This window comes from Tardiphaga sp. 709 (assembly GCF_032401055.1).
In the GTDB taxonomy this organism is placed as follows: Bacteria; Pseudomonadota; Alphaproteobacteria; order Rhizobiales; family Xanthobacteraceae; genus Tardiphaga.
In genome coordinates this window covers 455,939-473,677 of sequence record NZ_CP135529.1, presented here as the reverse complement: position 1 = coordinate 473,677, position 17,739 = coordinate 455,939, and the positions used below count along the sequence as shown (strand labels likewise).

Sequence of the window (17,739 nt, the reverse complement as noted above, 5' to 3'; positions counted from 1 at the left end):
ATTGACCATGGCACAAATTGGACCATTTCCCGGCGCCGGCATGGATCGGCGCACCGGCAAATTGCTCACGGGCTGGGCTCACGTGCTGCAGTCGTTGGACGTGATTTTCACGACGCATTTCGGACAGCGCGTCATGCGGCGCTGGTTCGGTTCGTTCGTGCCGAAGATCCTCGGCGAGAACATGACGCCCTCGACGATCCTGCGGTTCTGGACGGCGATCTGCATCGCCATCGACACGTGGGAGCCGCGCTATCGCGTCATCCGTATCGTTCCGCAAGCATCGTCGGATCAGATGATCAAGGGAGCGATCGGTTTCGAAATCGAGGGTGTTTACATGCCGCGCGGTCACCTCGGCGACTTCACGCCGGAGCAGGACATCCGATCCATCCGGGTGGGAGGCAATGCATCCGGGCTCCGGGTGTTTAGCGGATCTGGAGCAATTTCATGACGACGGCTTCCCCGCTGGAGCTTGCGCTATACCGGTTGCCGCTTCCCGTCGTGGTGCGGGAGCTGGATTATGAGGCGTCGCTCGCTTCCCGCACCGCGCAGTTCAAGGCGTTGTGGGAGGCGAAGCGGGCTGCAGATCCGGACCTGCCGGCGTTCGATACGCTCGTGCTTGAAAGTGATCCGGCCAAGGCTTTGCTCGAAGTCGCAGCCTTCGGCGACATGCTGTTCGTCGGCGAGTTGAACGATACCGCTCGCGTGGTGCGGGTTGTGAGTTTCGCACAGGGCAGTGATCTTGAGCTCCATGCTGCCGAAGTCGATCTGACCCGCCGGACGGACGAGAAGGATCCGGAGTTGCGCTCGCGTGTCGTCACGCGTCGGCGCGGATCGTCCGCCGCCGGGCCGGATGACTGGTATCTTTGGCACGCGCAGGCGGCGTCGAAGGATGTCGCGGAAGTCAATGTCGATGACGGCGGCGGCTGGGTCGACGTCGCTGTGCGCTCGAAGGTCGGCGACGGTGTTCCCGATGCTGCTTTGTTGGCGGCCCTTCGCGCGGTTCTTACATCGCGGGCTGTTCGGCCGCGCTGCATTCGGGTCACCGTGTCGCCGGCCGTGCCTAAGCTGGTCAATGTCCGGGCAGAGCTGACCCTCGACCCCGACGCGATCGACCCGGTATTTGAGGCGGCACGTGACGGCTTTGCCGCGGCGTTCGATGCGCATGTCCGCCTCGGTCGAGACATCACGCGCACGTGGCTGACGTCGCAGCTTTCGCCGCTGGGCGTAAAGTCCGTCAACTTGATCGAGCCGGCCGCCGACCTGGTCATCGCGCCTAACGAGATCGCGAAACGCGGGGTGACGTTGATCACCCAAGCGGGTCGGGATTGGTGATGGTGGATACGCTCGAAGCAGTTCTTCCGCCGAACTCGACGGCGTTGGAGCGGTCTCTTGCCGAGGTGATGGATACGCGCGCGCCGCTGTCGCCGCAGATCCCGCGTCTCGGCACCATCGGAACGACGGAGTTCCCGGCCGACTGGCTTCCTTGGTTGGTCATTCATTATGGCTTGGACCGGATCGCGCCCTATGTCGGGGATCTTCTGCGCACACTGATCGAAGGCCGGCCTTGGCAGCGGGTTCGAGGCACGCCGTCGGCGACTGAAGACTTTGTCCTGGATTGGCTGGGCTTCGTTGGTCTCGATGTGCCCGACGGTTACGGCGGCTCGGGCCCGATCGAGGAAGAGCGGGTCGGCGACGTCAAGTGGTGGCTGTATCAGATCGCCTTGGCTGAGGCGCCTGACGGACTGAACAACGTCGTACGGCTGATCGGTGCCGATGACCTGTCGCGGAACGCCGGGACGGTTCTAGGTCGCATCTATGGGGGATACGACATCCGCCCCATGCGGCTCGACATGATGCGCCTGGACGGCGCTCTGCTCGATGATTGGTCCGGCGTCTATCTGGACGGCATCAAGCCGAAGCTTTCGTTTGGCGGGATGCATGGCGAGGAAGTCGACTTCGGCGTTCACGTCTTCGGCGGCGGCATCGGCCAAACATCAGGCACGGCCCGCTTCGAGGAAGGGTTCGTTCTCGACCGCTCGGCCCTCGATGGCGAGGCTCTTGAACCGTCCGTCGTCGCGATCCAGGCGTCGCTCTCCGGCGAAACGATCAACCTTGCTGACGATGTTCTGATGCCGTGGCCGAACGCGCCCTGGCCGAACGTCACCTATTCCGACTTTGAACCTTTCACCATTTACGGGGGCTATAATGGCGCTTCTAGTAACTAGCGGTCGCGCCGGTCTGGCATCGGCGCTCAAGGCTCGCACGATGTACTTCGCTTGGGGGCGGGGCGCTTCGTGGTGGGGTCAGACCGACGTGAAGAGCAAGACGTTTTCAGGTTCGCCGGAGCGGTTCTCAGTCGATCACGCGCCCGTCGCGTCATTGACCGTCAGCGATCCCAACAGCTCTCAGGTGTACGAGGCCCAGACCGACTACGTCTTCGACTCCAATACGGGCGTCGTGACGCGGGTGAACGGCGGCGGCGTTGCTCCCGGCGCGACCGTGCAGACTCAGGCCGTGTACGGAACGACGGCGCTGGACTCGGGCGACACTGCTTTGGTGGATGAGGTCGGCCGCCGCATCGCATCGAGCGTCGATTTTGTCATCCCCGACCCGAATGGAAATATCTACACGCCAGGCGGCCAGCGATGGTCGGTCGTCAACTATGCGACGCGACATCTCTATGTCGCCGTGCAATTCGACTTCCTCGAAGCGGAAGACGAAACGATCCGTGAAGTCGGCATCTTCGTCGACAGCGTCCGCGCTGCCGGAGTTCCGGAGGGGCAATTGTACCTGACGCCTGATGAGGTCGCCGAACCCGGTTATCTGCTCTTGCTTGATCGCTTCTCCGGTGTCACGCGCTCGCCGAGCAAGCGTGAAGGTTACTCTTACGTTTTGGTGATCTAATGACTGACGCTCGCAACAATCTTCCCGCCTACCAAAATACGTTCGATCGTGCGAAGGGGTTTCAGCGTCTCGCTCATCATTGGGATCGCTTCCTGACGGCGAATGAACTGAACGTCGCTCAGGACATTGAAGCAAACCGCGTGAAGCAGATTGCCGACGCCTTCTGGCGAGATGGCTCGCTCGTCAGCGGCGGTGCGATCGTGCTCGGTCCCATCGTCAATGCGACCGTTGAAGCGCGGCTGGCCGCAGCCAAGGTCTACATCCGCGGCGCGGTTCATGACATCGAGGCGCGTAACCTCGTTGTGTCGGCCGTCGGTACCGTCGTCATCGGCATCCGCCTGCGGACCTACACTGTAAGCTATGAGGACGATCCGACTCTGAAGGGGCAGGCTCCCGGCACGCGCGCGCAGGGCGAGCCCGGGGCGTCGGCCCTCGTTATGAAGGGGCGCTGGGGATTCGAGGGTGACGGCGAGGAAGGCGATTTCTTCCCGATCCACACCATCAAAGATGGCGTTATCGACACGCCGGTAGAGCCAGGCATGGATGACGCGTGGGCAAACCTGCTCGCACGATATGACCGCGAAGCGCACGGCGGCTATGTCGTTGAGGGCTTCAAGGTGCAGGCCCTTGGGCTCGAGAACGCAAAGCAAGTCTTCACGGTCTCGGAAGGCACCATCAACGTCTACGGCTACAAGCGTACCCGGCCTGCTTCGTATCGCCTTCGCGTCGACGAAGAGCCGGAAGTCCTGCTGATCGACGATGAGCCCCATGCTGTCAATTCCGGCACGCAGACGATCGTGGTCCGCTTCGCTCCGATCGCCGAGATCCTCGAAGTCACGATCATCGCAGAGAAGACGGTCACACTGACGCACGGCGCCTTCACGGGCGTCTCCGATGCGCTGCCGGACCCCACTGTGCTCTCGATCCGCGAAGTGAAGCAGGGCGCCACAGTCTATGCGGCGACAACCAGCTACAAGCTGACCGGTGCTGCCGTCGATTGGTCGCCGGGCGGTGCCGAAGTCGCGCCGGGCTCGACCTATCAGGTCACTTATCAGTACCTGACCAACGCAGTGCCGACCAACATCCAGCGTGATCGTTTCGACATCACGGGTGCAGCTAACGATACGACCGCGTTCCTCAAGTACAAGACCAAGCTTCCGCGGTTTGACGCTGTGGTCGCTGACCAGACGGGTGCGATCTCTTACCTGAAGGGCATTTCGTCCCTCTATGCGCCGCAGGTGGTGGTTGTGCCGCCAACGCTGCATAAATTGGCCGATGTCGAGAACCTATGGGGGCTTGTGCCGAATGTGCGCCAGGTCGCGACAGTCCGCATGCCGTTCAACGATCTTCGCAGCCTCGAAGGCATGGTCGGCGATCTCTATGCCCTCGTTTCCGAAGAGCGGCTTCAACGCGACGTCGATCGGAAGGAAGTCGCGGCAAAGCGGGGCGTGTTCGTCGATCCGCTGATCGACGACGATATGCGCGACCAGGGCATCGTCCAAACCGGTGCGATCTTCAGCGGCAAGTTGTGGCTGCCGGTTATCCCGACCGTTACGACGTTGCCCGTTCTGGAAACGACGCTGTCCTATATCGGCGAGAACGTTTTCGAGCAGCGCCAGATCACGGGCGAGACCAAGATCAATCCCTATCAGGTCTTTGGCCCGCCCGCGACCGATGTCGCGCTGAACCCATCTGTCGATCTCTGGACCGACACGCAGGACGTTTGGACGTCGATCAACACGTCCCGCACGGTCATGCAGTATTTCGGCACGCACGTCTTCGGCCAGCTGATGAATTCGCAGCAGGAAGTGATCGACCGCGTCACGTCGTCGAACACTGTGGCGCAGGAAACCATTCGTACCCGCAACGTCACGTTCACGATCAACAAATGGGGCTTCAATGAGCTTTTGAAGTCGGTCAAGTTCGACGACATCGACGTGACCCCGGCCGGTGAAATTCGGGCGGATGCGAACGGTACGCTCGTATCGTCGTTTGCAATCCCGGCTGGTGTCCCGGTCGGTGTGAAGCACGTCGCCTTCGAGGGCTTTGGCGGATCTAAGGCTAACGCGCTCTACACGGCCTATGGCTGGACGACGACGGTGATGAACGAGCGCACCGTCATTACGACCTTCTGGTATGAATCGGACCCTGTTGCACAGACCTTCCGCCTGCAGGAACCGCGTCAGGTTCTCGGGGTGGACGTGAAGTTCACCAAGATCGGCGATCGCAACAAGCCTGTACGTATCCAGATCCGCGAAGTCGAACTCGGCATCCCCACAGAGCGCGTCGTGGCGGAGGCTCTGATCGACATGCACACCGTTACGGCCATCGACCCGCTGTCGGTCGCGCCGCGTACGGAAGCCGATTGGACCTTCGCACGGTTCGAGCGCGCCACCACCCTGCGGGAGGACCGCAGCTACTCGATCACGATTCTGACCGAAGACGGCACTCATTCGGTCGCCATCGCCGATCTCGGCGGCTTTGACCAGATCAATGGTTGGGTGACGAGCAATGCGTTCACGGCGGGCACGTTCCTGGACGGTTCGGATGCGCGGACCTGGCTTCCGAAGCCCGGCCGTTCGCTGACCTTTCGCCTGCGCACCGCCAAGTATTCTCCGGTCACGCGCACCGTCGAAATTGGTGAGGTCAACGTGGTGGCCTGTTCTGATCTGATGCCGCTTTTGGTTTCCGAGCGGCCGGAGAACACGGCGATCGAGGTCGAGTTCGAGGCGCCCAACGGCGCTAAATACATTACGGGGCCGTCCGTCAACGTTCAGCTGCCGTCGGCGATCACCGGCGCGGTGAAGGTCCGCCTTCGGCTCACCGGGTCGAGTGTTCTGGCTCCGCAGATGTTGCCGTACATACAGGTCGTGGCAGGCGCGATCCAGGCGGAAGGCGACTATGTCAGCCGCGCTTTCGATGCCGGGACCGACTCGAAGGTCCGTCTGATCTGCGACGTGTATCTGCCCTCGACGTCGACCTTCACGGCGAACATCCAATCGGCAGTTGGCGGCGATGGTCTCCCGGTGTGGTCGGCACCGACACTCGAAAAGGCGACGCCGCTGGGCGATGGGTGGGAAGAGCGCCAGTACATGCTCGATCACGTCAACAGCGCCATCACGCGCGGCAAAGTCAAAATCACCGGCGGTCCCAGCGCGCGCTCCAACGTCCGCAGCATCCGCATCGTCGCAGTCAAGTCCACGACGGGTTAGTAGAAAATGCCGAACGACAGCACCACGCGCGACTATCCGCTCCCGCATCCCGACAACATTGCTCGGGAGGATGCTGGGCGGATCCGCGATGCGATCGAGCGCATCAGCGACGACATGGACGGCGCGTCCGAAACACGTTCCGGCGGCGTTCGTCTCGCGACGCCGGCCGAAGCAGCGGCGGGCACTGCGACCGACCGCGTGCCGGTCGTCGCGCGTGTGAAGTCGATGATCACGGCGGCGATCAATGCCGTCGTGGAGTCGATGGAAGATCTCGCCGATGATGTCGACGCCTTCACGACGTCGATGACGACGGCGCTCGGCACCAAGCTTGCCAAGGCCGCCAACCTGTCTGACCTGTCGGATAAGGCTGCCGCTCGAACGGCGCTGTCGCTGGGTGCCTCGGCTTTGAAGGGCATCGCCACGATGGCTCAACTGCGGGCGAAGACCGGGACCGATCTCGTCGGCGTTGACGCCGCATGGGATGCCGCGAAGTGGGTCAATCTTGGCAACATGACGGGCGCTGTCACCATCGACGCCAGCCTCGGTTCGCGCTTCTATGGCACGCTGACCGGCAACGTGACCATCGACGTCTCAAACCTGAAGGACGGTCAACCGGTCGAGATTATCCCGGTGCAGGACGCAACCGGCGGGCGCACGGTGAGCTGGAACGCTCGCTTCAAGTGGCCGAGCGCTGCAGCGCCTGAAGTGTCGACGGCCGCTAACACCCACGCGTGCGTGGTAACCGGTGTCGCCGCGTGGGATGCGAGCACGATCTTCGCCGCAGGCTGGAAGGTCACCACTTAATGCTGCCGTTCCTGAAGGCGCGAATCGGCGGCGCGGACATCGACATGATGCCGAATCCGTTCGCCTTCCCGACGGCAGGCGGCCAGGCGCCGAATGTTTTGGTGTCATCTGCCGTTGTGCAGATCACGGGAATTAGCGTTCCCGTGCCGGTCACGGTGAATGTCGGCCAGTTCCGCGTTCTGGATGCAACGCAGACCATCGTCATTCAAGATTGGAGCACGGTCGGCTCGATCAAGAAGGGGCAATGTCTTCAGCTTCGTCAAACGTCGAGCAACGCTTATAGCGGCACTGTTTCGATGGGTGTCAATGTCGGCAAGGCGTCTGTCGTTTGGTACGTCACGACGGTCGCCGTCTCAGGCGGCTCCGCAGGATGGGGCACGCCCGGGACCTACTACTACCCCATCCCTTATCACAACAGCTTCAACTTCGATGTGTACGGCGCTGGCGGCGGTGGTGGCGGTTGCGGCGGCGTCGTTCCCGTTCAAAATTACTACAGCGGCGGTCCCGGCGGGAGTGGTGGCTACTCGCAGATCTATGACGAGGAAACCGGCGGCGGCAAGGTCAACGTGATTGGCTGGGCTGGCGGCGGCGGGTCCGGCATGCAGTACACCGGCAGCGACTATGTCTACGGCGACGGAGGCGCAGGTAGCGGCCAGGGCGGCGACGGCATCGTCCCCGGTGGCGGCGCTGGCGGTGGCGCGAGCAGCGTCATGTATCCCGACTACGCACCTAGCTTTCGCTACTACGGTGGCAACGGTGGTCCCGGTGGTCGCGCATATCGTGGCGTCGCTCGCGGCCTTCTCACGCCCGGCACCCGGCTTGTCATTATCGTCGGCCAAGGCGGCGCTCCCGGCGGTGACAGTCCCGACCAAGGCTACATCCGGCAAGGGGCTGGATGGGGCGGTAATGGCGCTTCTTACATTTCATGGGGCTAAGCGAGATGTTCATCGTTCAAGAGACTGAAGCGGACAAGTTCACCGAGGTCCCCTTCGGCAACAGCATCGTAACTGGTGACGTCGTTCATCCGTGGCAGATCACCGATCTATGGTCCTCTGATGAGCTTGAGATTATCGGCGTGTTTCGGGTCGTGCCGGCCGCTGCGCCTATGCCCGGTGCAGTTGTGACGGGGTATCGTTTCGAGCGGGTCGAGGGCACAGTTGTGCAAATTCTCGAAGTCGATCTTCCGACCGAGAATACGATGCAGATGAAAGCAACCGCTCGCCAAATCCGCCTTGCCATGAACCAACTTGGCCTGCGTGACGAGATTGAGACGTGGGTCGCGTCACAGTCGATCGACGTGCGTGACAGCTGGCAATTTACGACCGAATTCGAGATCTCGCACCCGTTCATCATCGGCGCGAAACAGCAGCTCAATAAGAGCGACGAAGAGCTCATTGGGCTGTTCTCGCTGGCGCAAACGTTCACTTAGCTCGCGGATCATTCGATCCGCGCGAGACCAGCCGGCCTCGTACCCCTGACTATTCATGTTCACCCGTAAACCGCCCCGCAAGGGCGGCAACACTCGTTGGAGAGACCTATGACCAATCCGACTTTCGGCATTACCTTCAACCGGACGAGCGATGAGCCCCGTCCGGTCGTACCTTCGGACATGTCCGTTCTCGGCATCGTATTGCCGTCGGACGACGCCGACGCGGCGGTGTTTCCGCTGAATACCCCGGTCGAGTTCAATTCGAGCGACACGGCCTATCTCACGAAGCTCGGCACCGGCGCGTTATGTCGCGCGGTCGTCGGCATCAACGGCCAGCTCGACGACTATCAGCAAGCGGCCCGGGTCGTCGCGGTACGTGTCGCCGATGACGAGGACATCGACCAGGTCATCGCCAACATCGTTGGGAGCCAGGCGGCGGGCAGTGGCATCTATGCGCTGCTGCGGGCAGGCGAGGTGCTTGGCGTCATTCCGCGCGTCATTGGCGCGCCAGGCTACACCGGCCGCTTCACCCGAACCAACCCGAACGTGAACGTCACGCGCGCCGCGAAGTCGGGTGGCAACACCGGCACGGGGCTCATGACCCTTGCTGGGCCGAACCATGGCGCCGAAGCGCAAAACGGCCTATATAGTGTGCGCTGCATCGGCGGGGCGCGCTCGGCAGTGTCGGCACCGAAGTTGGTTGGCAATACCGGCACCGGCACGCTGGGCGCGCTCTCGGCTAATGCGGCAGCCGCAACCGGCGCATGGCGGGTGATCTGCCAGGCGCAATCCACGGACGGCGGAGCCTTCGCGGTTCTTCGTCCCGATGGCGCATTCGACGGCGTTGCCCTGGTCGGCGCGCCCTACAACAGCCCGAACGGCATTAATTTCACCCTGTCGGACGCCGGCATTGATTTCGTGGCTGGCGATGAGTTCGTGGTGACGGTCGCGGCGGCCGTGCCGGCGAATGGCGGCGTGTTCTCCGTCGTCGATCCCTCGGGTGCGCGCCTGGCCGATGCGATCGTGGGTACGCTCTATGACAGCGGCCACATCAAGTTCACGATCGCAGACGGGGCGACGGACTTCGCTATTGGCGACGGTTTCGATGTCACCGTGGTGATCACCGGCGGCGTGGCCGAAGCCAACCCGATCTGCGTCGCGCTTCCGTCCGTGTGCTCGGCGATGCTCGCCCATGCCATCGTCGGCGGTCCGGCCACCACGAAGCGGGATGCCATCGACTGGCGCGAAACGCTCAACAGCGATCGGCTCATCCCGGTCGATTGCTTCGTCAAGGTCTCGGCAGGCACCGAGACCGTCGAGGAAGATATCGTTTCCCGCGCGATGGGCATCGCGGTTCGGCGCGACTATCTCCACGGCGGCGTCCCGTCGCATTCCTGGGCAAACGAGCCTGTGCAGGGGATCATCGGCCTGAAGCGTTACGACGCTTTCTCGCTGACCGACGGCGCGACCGATGGCCAAGAGTTGCTGGCGTCCAATATCGGTATCGTCGCGCGCGGCGAAATGGGTGTCGAGACCGCGATCGCGCAATCCGGCTTCATCTTCATCGCGACCGACAATGCCGGCGACGATCCGCTCTGGCAGTTCTACAACGTCACCCGCATGCGCGACTATATCCACCTCGGCTTCTTGAAGACCCTGCGCAAGCGGCTCGGCACGTCGAACATCACCCCGCATTCGGTGCAGGCGCTGGAGAACGACATGGAGTTCTGGCTGCGCGACCTGAAGTCCGATGAGCATATCCTCGGATATCGCGTCGGCTTCGAGAAGGACAAGAACAGCCCGGAAAACCTGCGGCTCGGCCGTCTGCGGGTGTTCTTCCAGGCAGAGGAACCGCCGGTCCTTCGTCAGCTCACGATCGACAGCCGCCGCTATCGCCAAGCGCTCGACGACATGCTCGACACGCTCATCGTGCAGGCGAACACCCTGGTCGCCTAACGGCGGCCGGTCCATCCACATCGCGCATCGCAAAAACTGGAGACATCCATGTCGCTTCATATTCAAGAGGCCGTCACCCTGTTCGTCGGCGACGACGGCCCGAACAACAGCAAGCACCTTAACCTGTCGTCGATCAAATTGCCGACGCTCGAAGAAAAGAGCCAGACGCATTTCGGCGGCGGTGCCATCGGCGAAATCACCATCGGCGGGCTTGGCCTCAGCGCTCTTGAGGTCACGTTTGGCATCAAGGGCTATGATCCGCAGATCATGAGCCAGTTCGGCTTGGGAGTTCGCCGCAGCCTGAATTACACCATGTACGGCGCGGTCCGCGACATTAAGGGGAATGCGCCGGTCGAGCTGAAGGCGGTGATTCAGGGGCGCATGTTGCGCCTCGAAGGGGATGATCTGCAGCGGGGCGAACTCGTCGGCCACTCGCACACCATCCAAGAAATTCTGCACTACGCGCTCTTCTGGAACGGCGTCGAGAAATACTACTACGATTTCTGGACATCGGACTGGCGGGTGGATGGGGTGTCGCAGAATGCCGACATTCGCAACATCCTCCGCATTCCCGGCGCGAGCTGAGGGCTGATCGATGACAACGATCCCTCTCAAGAAGCCGATTACGATCGGCGACCAGCAGATCACGTCCGTCGAGATCGACGAGCCGTGCGTCGGCGCCATCGAGGCATTCGAGAATTCCAAGGCGGCGAACGAAAGCGACATGACCGCCATGGTCAAGATGTTGGCCGCTGAGTTCGATTGGCCGGTCGCCGCCGTGCGCAAAATCCGTACGTCTGATCTGGTCAAGATCTCGGATGCGCTCGCCCCTTTCGTCGGGGCGGATGGTCACACTGGCGCGTGATCTCCGCGGACGTTGCGGCGATGCTGCATTACTCCCCTCATCACTTGAAGCGCGAACGTTGGTCCGCGCTTCTCAAATGGCACGCCGAAGCCAGGCGCATCGCTAAAGCGATGGGCCTCAAGATGTCAGCATTGGATTGATCCATGGGAACGCTCACTAGCCAGCTCATCGTTTCTTTGATCGATAGGGTCACCGGTCCAGCCAAGACCGTGGGCAATTCGATGCAGAATCTGAGTGGCCGCATCAAGTCGGTGACGGCAACGCAGGCGGCGGCAGCCTCACGTCTGCAAGGCCAGATGCTCGGGGCCGTCGCCGCCGGCTACGGCCTGCAGAAGGCGCTTTCGGCGCCGATCTCGATCGCGTCGCAATTCGAGTCGTCGCTGCTCGATATCGGGCAGAAGGCGGACCTCAGCGATGGGTCGATTAAAACGCTGGGGGAGCGGATCCGCGCCCTCGCGCCGCTGATCAACCAGACGTCGGCCGAAGTGGCGAAGGGCATCGATACGCTGGTTGGCTTCGGTCTCGATCCGGAGCGCGCGGAGACCCTGATCAAGCCGATCGGCAAGGCGGCAACCGCTTACAAGGCGTCGGTCGACGATCTGGCCAAGGCGGGCTACTCGGCGCTCGATAACCTGAAGCTGAAGGCGGAAGACTTCGGCAAGGCGCTCGACGTCATGGCGCAGTCGGGCAAGGAAGGCGCCTTCGAAATTAAGGACATGGCGTCGGAGTTTCCGTCGCTCACGGCGTCCGCCCAGGCGTTGAAGATGGAAGGTGTGACGGCGATCGGCCGGCTGACGGCGGCGCTGCAGATCGCGCGCAAGGGCGCTGCAAGCGGCAGTGAGGCCGCGACGAACACCGCCAACCTGATGCAGAAAATCATCTCGCCGGAGACGACGAAGAAATTCACCAAGCTCGGGGTCGACATCCGCAAGGAGCTAAAGAAAACCCAAGAAGCCGGGGGCGACGTCTTCGAGATGATCGCAGGTCAGACAAACAAGGCGCTCAAAGGGGATCTGTCGAAGCTCGGGGACCTTTTCGAAGATGCGCAGGTACAGAAGTTCTTGCGCCCGCTCATGCAGAACCTCGACGAGTACAAGAAAATCCGGGACAAGGCGCTCGGTGCCAAGGGCGTCGTCGATGCCGACTTTGCGCGCCGGATGGTAACGAACGCAGCTCGCACCGCGGCCTTCAGCATCCGGCTTAAGGAGCTGGGCATGTCGATCGGCAACATCCTGCTGCCGGCGATGAATAGCTTGATGGGTGGCCTGGCCCCGGTGATCAAGGGCTTCGAGAAGTTCGCGGACGCGCATCCACATCTCGTCGGCGGCGCCGTCAAGGTGGCAGCCTCGCTGATTGCGCTGCGCGTCGCTGCGATCGGCGCCCGCTACGCGATGGCGTTCATGGGCGCTGCCGCGCTCACGGCGCTGGCGCCGCTGCGCTTGCTGCCGGCCGCGATCGGCGCATTCGCGGCGGGGCTCGTTGCGATGACGCGGCCACTGGCGCTGGCGACTGCGGCGCTCCGGGTATTCAAGCTGGCGCTGCTCGGCACCGGCATCGGTGTCGCGCTGGTGGCGATCGGCGCTGCGGCGGCCTTCGTGGCGAACAACATGAAGGGAATCGGTGCCGGCTTTACGGCGTTCTTCAATGCTGTCAAAGCCGGGCTCGATGGCGACCGTTTCCCGGCGCTTACGGCGGCCATGGAGAAGCTTGGCGCAGCGTGGAAGCTGGTGACCGGCGAGATCGATACGGCGAAGTGGGAGGCCTGGGGCGCCGGAGCGGGCACGTCCGTCGCAAACGCGATCACCGGCATTGCAGACGCCCTCGATGGCGTGGTCCGGAAATGGGAGAGCTTCAAGTCCGTCTGGAATCAGATTCAGGACGTGCTTAACTTCGACGTCGGCCGCTACGCCGTGGACAAGGTCGGCGAGGGGGCGGCAGCTCTCGGCATCCGATCGGACGGCAGCCCTAAGGCGAAGTCCGCGCGGGACGCCTACCGACGCCAGTTCAATGAAGATCGCGGCCGGCTCGGCGTCCCGGTAATCGGCGGTGACGTGTTCAAGAGCGGCAGCAATCCTGTCCAGCATTTGGACGGTTCATCGCAGGCGGCCGGTGCCGGCGCCAAGACCGGTGCGTCTTACAAACAGAATTTCGAGGCCGAGCTTGACGGCGTTACCAGCATGATTGCGCAGAAGATGTCGCAGTGGGGTGCCATGCTGGGCAGCTTCTCGGCATCGCCGACGATCACGCCGAAATTTGGCCCGGTCCCATCGGGCGGCGGGCAGAAGGGCGCCGCCCTCAACGGCGTTAGTGCTCGTCAACAGGCAGCCTTTGCCGATTACGGCTTCAAAACGGTGTAACCCATGCTCTGCCAGCTCGGGGCCTGCCAGTTCACGGTAGCGCCATTCAACATGCACGAGACCGATCACGAGGCCGGCGCGTCATTTGCCTCTCACGAGGTGCTTGGCCGGATGCCGGATCTCGAATTCGTCGGCGAAGCCGCGGAGACATGGACCATCCGGGGCCGGTTGTTTCCGGAGCGCTTCGGCGGTCTCGGAGAGATGGCGAACCTGCATGCGATGCGGCGTACCGGATCTGCGCAGTTCTTTATGCGCGGCGACGGTGTGCCGATGGGCTGGGTCGTGATCGAGCGGGTCACCGAGAAGTCGACCTATATCGGACCGAACGGCGTCGGCCGCGTGATCGAGTTTGAGGCCAACCTGAAGCGGTCCGGTAGTCCGAATGCGGCCGGCATCTTCAACGCCCTGATGGATATCTTCCGATGAGCGACAACGTCGAGCGCTATGTGGTCGAGGGCAGTGTCATGCTCGACAATCTGATTTGGCGTCGGTACCGGCGCGAGACGCCGCGGCTTGCCGAGAAGACGCTCGCCCTTAATCCGGGCCTTGCGGCTCTTGGCCCGTTCATCCCGAACGGCACGGTCATCATGCTGCCGATCGAGGCGCCCGCTAAAGCGCGAGTCGTGCCCGTGATCAAGCTCTGGGACTGATCCAGTGCGCGCGCTGTTTCAGATCAATGTCGGCGGCAGTGACGTCAGCAACGCTTTCAACCAGGTGCTGGAAAGCCTGACCGTGAGCGATAAGGAGGGCACGACGTCCGACACGGCCTCGATCACGCTCGACGACGCCAATGCCCAGATCGCCATGCCGGGCATCGGCGATCCGATGACCATTCTGCTCGGTTTCGATACGACCGGCGTTTCTCTTGTGTTCGACGGTACCGTTGACACCATCCGTTCCGCCGGCACACGGGGCGGCGGCCGAACGATGGTCATCAGCGCCAAGGGCTTCGATCCGAAGGGCAAGGCGAAAGAGCCGCTCGAATTCCATAAGGACGATGCGTCGCTCGAGGACTTTATGAGCGAGGCGGCCGGCAAGGCTGGCATGTCGATGAAAGTCGCGGGCGGTCTCGGTTCGATCAAGCGGCCTTACTGGTCGGCCGGCACCGAGAGCTTCATTCATCTCGGTCAGCGGATCGCGCGAGAAGTTGGCGGCAATTTCAAAATCCGGGGGAAAACCGGGATCATCACCGAGAAGAACGCGGGCATGTCCGTTTCCGGACTAGCCCTTGGTGGCGTGACGGCCTTGTGGGGCGATAATCTGATCGAATGGGATATCTCCCCGGCCTTCGCGCGCCCGCGCTTCCAGCAAGCACGCGCGCGGTTCTACGACAAAGACAAGGCCAAGTGGGTCGAGAAGCTGATCGAGATCCCGGGGCAGGGGGCGTCGTCGCCGGCAACACATACGCATCGGCAGACGCGGGCCGATGAGGATGAGGCCAAGAATTCGGCGACCGACAATTCGAAGTCGTCGGAGAAAGAGCGCGGCGGCGGTTCGGTAACGATCGTCGGCAATCCCGCGGCGCAGCCGGGTGGCGGGTGCATCGTTGCCGGCGCGCGGCCTGGCGTCGATGGCTCATACAAGATTGAGAGTGTCGAGCACACGCTCACGCGTAGCGATGGTTACAAGACCAAGCTCGAACTGAAGCATCCGGAAGGCGACGTCGGTACCGACAGCCGGTAGTGAGCGCTATCCCCAACTGACCTTCGCACATTCGTACATCGGATCGCCGACCGTCCCGGTCGGCGATCCCTTTCTCATGGGAGATCGAAATGCCGGTTCAAGTCACCCGCGAAGCTTGGCGGGCTATTTTTCCCCGTGCCCCTCAGGCAGTCATTGATGCCTTCGCGTCGAAGCAATCCGTTCTCGATGCTGCTGGGATTACGGAGACCCGCACGCGCCTCGCGTACTTTGTCGCAAATATCGAGCACGAGTGCGGCGGCTTCACCATTCCGAACCTCACGGAAAACATCAACTACACCGCGGCCCGGATGGCGCAGGTGTGGCCTAACCGTTTCAAGAATGCCGCAGCGGTGCAGGCCAAGTACGGTACCGCATCGGGGTGGCAGAAAAAGGCATTCGACGACATCTATGGCAGTCGCATGGGCAATCGGCTCGGCACATCCGATGGGTCTACGTTTATCGGCCGCGGCGGACCGCAGTGGACCGGTCGCGATGGCTACGCCAATTGCGAGAAGCGCTCCGGCGTCCCTGCAGTATCGATCCCGCAGGCCGTCTCGCAGCTCGATCTGCAGCCGGAGATCTGTGCAGCATTTTGGTCATGGAAGGCGCTCAACGCCAAGGCGGACGTCGGTAACTTCAAGGGGCTGGTGAAGATCTGGAACGGCGGCACGAACGGACTTGCCGACCGCGAACATCTCATGGCGGGCAATGATCCGATCATTGCTCGGATGGCCGTCGCAGCAACGGCCGCCGCGAAGGTCAAGCCTTTGCCTGGCGGGCCAGCGACGCCTGTGCCGCCCAAATCCGTGGTGAAGGATGCAACCAAGAAAGAGCGCAATGCGCGGACCACAGCCGGCGCTGCCGGCAGTGCTGCGGGCCTCAACGAGGGCGCCAAGACCAGCACCGAGGTTGCCGGAAAACCTCTGATGTCGTCGGGCATGGCTTATGGGCTCATCGGCGTCGCGGTCGTTGCCGTCGTCATCCTCACCGTCATCATCGCCCGCAAGAAAGCGGCCGTCATTCGCAACTGGTTTTAGGAGAAAGACATGGATTGGAAAGATATCGCCGGCACGCTCGCGCGCTCCGGCGCACCCGCGATCGGCACCATCCTCGGCGGACCGATGGGCGGTGCGATCGGCGGTCTCGTCGGAAACACCATCGCTGCGGCTCTAGGCGTCGAGCCAACTCCTGAAGCGGTGAGTACCGCGGTCGCATCCGGCGATCCTGCTGCGGTATCGGCAGCGCTGTCTGCCGCCGATCAGAAGATCATTGCTCAGTATGGCTATCTCACCGAACTCGCCAAGGCGGAGTCCGACGTCGGCAAAGCGCAGGTCGATGCCGTCAATGAGTCGATCAGAGCCGAAGCGTCCGCGTCGGCCTCGCGTGCCGACGGTTGGTGGGGCAATTGGCGGACGATCATGGCATACGAGCTGACAGCGGAGTGCCCATTTTGGGCGGCGCTGATCTGCTGGTGCATCATCAACGGTAAAATCAATGAGCTCGTCGCGTCCGCGAGCATCTTGACTGTGTGGTGGGGCGCTCGGTTCGGCGTGCTCGGTGTGCACGTCTGGACGGGATCGAACGAGCGGCAGACCGCCATTACCGGCGTCCCGGCCAAAGCTGGCGTTGTTGCTAGTGTCGTTGCAGCGGTGACCAAGAAAAAGTGACGCCCTGCGTCAGATTGGGGAGCAGGGCAGATGCCTCACGGGAAGTTCGATCCAGAGAAAATCACTGACGTTCAAGAGGCCTTTTGGGTCGGACTGACGCCGCAACGTGTAGCGAATATGTGGGAGGCGGCCGACGATTGGGCCGACCTCTCACCTGAGGCTAAGGAGTTCTTGCGGGGCGCCGATAAGGAAAAGATCAAGCAACTCAATTCGACGATCAGCTTCATGAACGCTGCCGGCATTATCGGGAAGTTTCTATGGATCGGGGGCGCGACAGCGTTCGGCCTGTTCATTGGCCTGACCCAGTTATGGAAGGCGTTCGGCGAATTCTTCATCGTCAAGGTGAAGTGAACGGCGCTATTCTGCATCTAGGGGGAATGGCTTGGTAACACTGCCGCCGGGGTTAGTGCGTCCGGGGTGATGATCTTTAGATCGGCTCGGTCATATCGCACGATTGCGGCTTCCACTTGCTCAATGAGCTTGCGCAGTTCGTCCACCGACAGGATCTGCAAAGCCGCGTTCTGGCGCGCGTTCTTTCGTTCTTTGCTTTCATAAAGATCGGGCATGAAATCACCGCTCTTTCTTGGGGGTGTGAAGTCTCTCAGTCGCCGGTATGAGACAATGAAGAACGGCGATGACGTAGCCTGTCACACACAAAAGCTCGCACAAAGGCGAAACTGTAGGCGTCCCATCGGAGCCTGCTTTTTGGTATCCCAATGGTGGCAGTCAGCATTGCTTCCTGGAAGTTTCCACGATCAGGCTCTCGTCCAGGTTGATTGGAAGTAAGGTTGCTCACCAGTAAGAGTGGCGCCTCTGCCTTGGCTACTGTGCTGGTAGGAGTTGATCTGAGAAGAGGTGCGGA

At 62.1% G+C, this 17,739-nt stretch carries 19 protein-coding genes; 18 read left to right on the top strand and 1 reads right to left on the bottom strand.

All coding sequences use genetic code 11. The features are described 5' to 3' along the window. Window positions 1-7 precede the first annotated feature (7 nt). From RSO67_RS02560 to RSO67_RS02475, 18 genes are all read left to right on the top strand, one after another. A complete protein-coding gene (locus RSO67_RS02560) occupies window positions 8-448 on the top strand; it encodes a GPW/gp25 family protein (RefSeq protein ID WP_315842225.1) in 441 nt (146 codons plus the stop codon). After that, window positions 445-1,332: a baseplate J/gp47 family protein gene (locus tag RSO67_RS02555; protein ID WP_315842224.1), complete on the top strand. Its 888-nt coding sequence runs from the start codon at window positions 445-447 to the stop codon at window positions 1,330-1,332. Before RSO67_RS02560 ends, RSO67_RS02555 begins: the two co-directional genes overlap by 4 nt. Next, on the top strand, window positions 1,332-2,225 hold the full coding sequence (locus RSO67_RS02550) for a phage tail protein (RefSeq protein WP_315842223.1): 894 nt from the start codon (window positions 1,332-1,334) through the stop codon (window positions 2,223-2,225). Before RSO67_RS02555 ends, RSO67_RS02550 begins: the two co-directional genes overlap by 1 nt. Beyond that, on the top strand, window positions 2,206-2,904 hold the full coding sequence (locus RSO67_RS02545) for a hypothetical protein (protein WP_315842222.1): 699 nt from the start codon (window positions 2,206-2,208) through the stop codon (window positions 2,902-2,904). The genes RSO67_RS02550 and RSO67_RS02545 overlap by 20 nt, the downstream gene beginning before the upstream one ends. After that, complete coding sequence (locus RSO67_RS02540; protein ID WP_315842221.1) at window positions 2,904-6,116, top strand: DUF4815 domain-containing protein; 3,213 nt, start codon at window positions 2,904-2,906, stop codon at window positions 6,114-6,116. Before RSO67_RS02545 ends, RSO67_RS02540 begins: the two co-directional genes overlap by 1 nt. A 6-nt stretch (window positions 6,117-6,122) precedes the next feature. Further along, window positions 6,123-6,920, top strand: a complete 798-nt coding sequence (locus tag RSO67_RS02535; RefSeq protein ID WP_315842220.1) for a hypothetical protein — start codon at window positions 6,123-6,125, stop codon at window positions 6,918-6,920. Beyond that, window positions 6,920-7,855 carry a hypothetical protein gene (locus tag RSO67_RS02530; RefSeq protein ID WP_315842219.1) on the top strand — a complete coding sequence of 312 codons (936 nt, stop codon included), beginning with the start codon at window positions 6,920-6,922 and terminating at the stop codon, window positions 7,853-7,855. Before RSO67_RS02535 ends, RSO67_RS02530 begins: the two co-directional genes overlap by 1 nt. A gap of 5 nt (window positions 7,856-7,860) precedes the next feature. Next, the gene (locus RSO67_RS02525; RefSeq protein ID WP_315842218.1) at window positions 7,861-8,349 is read left to right on the top strand and encodes a hypothetical protein; all 489 of its coding nucleotides are present in this window, start codon (window positions 7,861-7,863) and stop codon (window positions 8,347-8,349) included. A gap of 108 nt (window positions 8,350-8,457) precedes the next feature. Further along, window positions 8,458-10,305 carry a hypothetical protein gene (locus tag RSO67_RS02520; protein ID WP_315842217.1) on the top strand — a complete coding sequence of 616 codons (1,848 nt, stop codon included), beginning with the start codon at window positions 8,458-8,460 and terminating at the stop codon, window positions 10,303-10,305. Between the two features lie 48 nt (window positions 10,306-10,353). Next, complete coding sequence (locus tag RSO67_RS02515) at window positions 10,354-10,890, top strand: phage major tail tube protein (RefSeq protein WP_315842216.1); 537 nt, start codon at window positions 10,354-10,356, stop codon at window positions 10,888-10,890. A 10-nt stretch (window positions 10,891-10,900) separates the two neighbouring features. Next, a complete protein-coding gene (locus RSO67_RS02510) occupies window positions 10,901-11,170 on the top strand; it encodes a phage tail assembly protein (RefSeq protein WP_315842215.1) in 270 nt (89 codons plus the stop codon). 143 nt (window positions 11,171-11,313) lie between these two features. After that, a complete protein-coding gene (locus RSO67_RS02505) occupies window positions 11,314-13,527 on the top strand; it encodes a phage tail tape measure protein (protein ID WP_315842214.1) in 2,214 nt (737 codons plus the stop codon). A 3-nt stretch (window positions 13,528-13,530) separates the two neighbouring features. Next, complete coding sequence (locus RSO67_RS02500) at window positions 13,531-13,953, top strand: phage tail protein (RefSeq protein WP_315842213.1); 423 nt, start codon at window positions 13,531-13,533, stop codon at window positions 13,951-13,953. Next, on the top strand, window positions 13,950-14,177 hold the full coding sequence (locus RSO67_RS02495; protein ID WP_315842212.1) for a tail protein X: 228 nt from the start codon (window positions 13,950-13,952) through the stop codon (window positions 14,175-14,177). The genes RSO67_RS02500 and RSO67_RS02495 overlap by 4 nt, the downstream gene beginning before the upstream one ends. 4 nt (window positions 14,178-14,181) lie before the next feature. Next, window positions 14,182-15,210, top strand: a complete 1,029-nt coding sequence (locus tag RSO67_RS02490; RefSeq protein WP_315842211.1) for a late control protein D — start codon at window positions 14,182-14,184, stop codon at window positions 15,208-15,210. An 89-nt stretch (window positions 15,211-15,299) separates the two neighbouring features. Further along, entirely contained in the window at window positions 15,300-16,247 is a 948-nt protein-coding gene (locus RSO67_RS02485) for a glycosyl hydrolase (protein WP_315842210.1), read from the top strand. A gap of 9 nt (window positions 16,248-16,256) precedes the next feature. Beyond that, the gene (locus RSO67_RS02480) at window positions 16,257-16,877 is read left to right on the top strand and encodes a hypothetical protein (RefSeq protein WP_315842209.1); all 621 of its coding nucleotides are present in this window, start codon (window positions 16,257-16,259) and stop codon (window positions 16,875-16,877) included. A 30-nt stretch (window positions 16,878-16,907) separates the two neighbouring features. Continuing rightward, complete coding sequence (locus tag RSO67_RS02475; protein ID WP_315842208.1) at window positions 16,908-17,228, top strand: hypothetical protein; 321 nt, start codon at window positions 16,908-16,910, stop codon at window positions 17,226-17,228. A gap of 17 nt (window positions 17,229-17,245) precedes the next feature. Here the strand turns inward: RSO67_RS02475 and RSO67_RS02470 are convergent, their stop codons facing one another. Then, window positions 17,246-17,443, bottom strand: coding sequence for a hypothetical protein (locus tag RSO67_RS02470; RefSeq protein WP_315842207.1), 198 nt, complete (start codon window positions 17,441-17,443; stop codon window positions 17,246-17,248). Window positions 17,444-17,739 lie beyond the last annotated feature (296 nt).

Coding starts and splice junctions, on each gene's coding strand:
- RSO67_RS02540 (WP_315842221.1), top strand. CDS start 2,904: ATGACTGACGCTCGCAACAATCTTCCCGCCTACCAAAATACGTTCGAT.
- RSO67_RS02555 (WP_315842224.1), top strand. CDS start 445: ATGACGACGGCTTCCCCGCTGGAGCTTGCGCTATACCGGTTGCCGCTT.
- RSO67_RS02545 (WP_315842222.1), top strand. CDS start 2,206: ATGGCGCTTCTAGTAACTAGCGGTCGCGCCGGTCTGGCATCGGCGCTC.
- RSO67_RS02515 (WP_315842216.1), top strand. CDS start 10,354: ATGTCGCTTCATATTCAAGAGGCCGTCACCCTGTTCGTCGGCGACGAC.
- RSO67_RS02550 (WP_315842223.1), top strand. CDS start 1,332: ATGGTGGATACGCTCGAAGCAGTTCTTCCGCCGAACTCGACGGCGTTG.
- RSO67_RS02530 (WP_315842219.1), top strand. CDS start 6,920: ATGCTGCCGTTCCTGAAGGCGCGAATCGGCGGCGCGGACATCGACATG.
- RSO67_RS02475 (WP_315842208.1), top strand. CDS start 16,908: ATGCCTCACGGGAAGTTCGATCCAGAGAAAATCACTGACGTTCAAGAG.
- RSO67_RS02495 (WP_315842212.1), top strand. CDS start 13,950: ATGAGCGACAACGTCGAGCGCTATGTGGTCGAGGGCAGTGTCATGCTC.
- RSO67_RS02485 (WP_315842210.1), top strand. CDS start 15,300: ATGCCGGTTCAAGTCACCCGCGAAGCTTGGCGGGCTATTTTTCCCCGT.
- RSO67_RS02525 (WP_315842218.1), top strand. CDS start 7,861: ATGTTCATCGTTCAAGAGACTGAAGCGGACAAGTTCACCGAGGTCCCC.
- RSO67_RS02510 (WP_315842215.1), top strand. CDS start 10,901: ATGACAACGATCCCTCTCAAGAAGCCGATTACGATCGGCGACCAGCAG.
- RSO67_RS02560 (WP_315842225.1), top strand. CDS start 8: ATGGCACAAATTGGACCATTTCCCGGCGCCGGCATGGATCGGCGCACC.
- RSO67_RS02520 (WP_315842217.1), top strand. CDS start 8,458: ATGACCAATCCGACTTTCGGCATTACCTTCAACCGGACGAGCGATGAG.
- RSO67_RS02470 (WP_315842207.1), bottom strand. CDS start 17,443: ATGCCCGATCTTTATGAAAGCAAAGAACGAAAGAACGCGCGCCAGAAC.
- RSO67_RS02500 (WP_315842213.1), top strand. CDS start 13,531: ATGCTCTGCCAGCTCGGGGCCTGCCAGTTCACGGTAGCGCCATTCAAC.
- RSO67_RS02480 (WP_315842209.1), top strand. CDS start 16,257: ATGGATTGGAAAGATATCGCCGGCACGCTCGCGCGCTCCGGCGCACCC.
- RSO67_RS02505 (WP_315842214.1), top strand. CDS start 11,314: ATGGGAACGCTCACTAGCCAGCTCATCGTTTCTTTGATCGATAGGGTC.
- RSO67_RS02535 (WP_315842220.1), top strand. CDS start 6,123: ATGCCGAACGACAGCACCACGCGCGACTATCCGCTCCCGCATCCCGAC.